Origin of the sequence: Microcoleus sp. PH2017_35_SFW_U_B (assembly GCF_020737865.1) — a bacterium.
In the GTDB taxonomy this organism is placed as follows: Bacteria; Cyanobacteriota; Cyanobacteriia; order Cyanobacteriales; family Microcoleaceae; genus Microcoleus.
In genome coordinates this window covers 39,489-39,838 of sequence record NZ_JAEQDE010000081.1, presented here as the reverse complement: position 1 = coordinate 39,838, position 350 = coordinate 39,489, and the positions used below count along the sequence as shown (strand labels likewise).

The window sequence follows — 350 nt, the reverse complement described above, 5'->3', positions numbered from 1 at the left end:
AGTATCGCCGTCTGGGGCTGTTGCGGTCAATTTCAATGTCACCAACCAGCCACCTGCTGGACAAACAGACAATTACACGATTCCCCACACCAAGGTATTCAACCAGCAAGCTCCCGGAGTATTAGGCAACGACAGCGACCCCGACGGTGATATCCTGACGGCCAAGGTATTGTCAAATCCCAGCAATGGCAAGGTCAACTTCAACAGTGACGGTTCATTCAGTTACACTCCCAATCCAGGTTTTGCCGGGCCAGACAACTTCAGCTACAGCGTCAGCGACGGAGTATCGCCGTCTGGGGCTGTTGCGGTCAATTTCAATGTCACCAACCAGCCACCTGCTGGACAAACAG

Annotated in this window: 1 protein-coding gene; it reads left to right on the top strand. The window is 53.1% G+C overall.

What is annotated here, in order from left to right:
• On the top strand, positions 1-350 hold a 350-nt coding region (locus JGK36_RS22290), incomplete at both ends, for a cadherin-like domain-containing protein (RefSeq protein WP_293201108.1).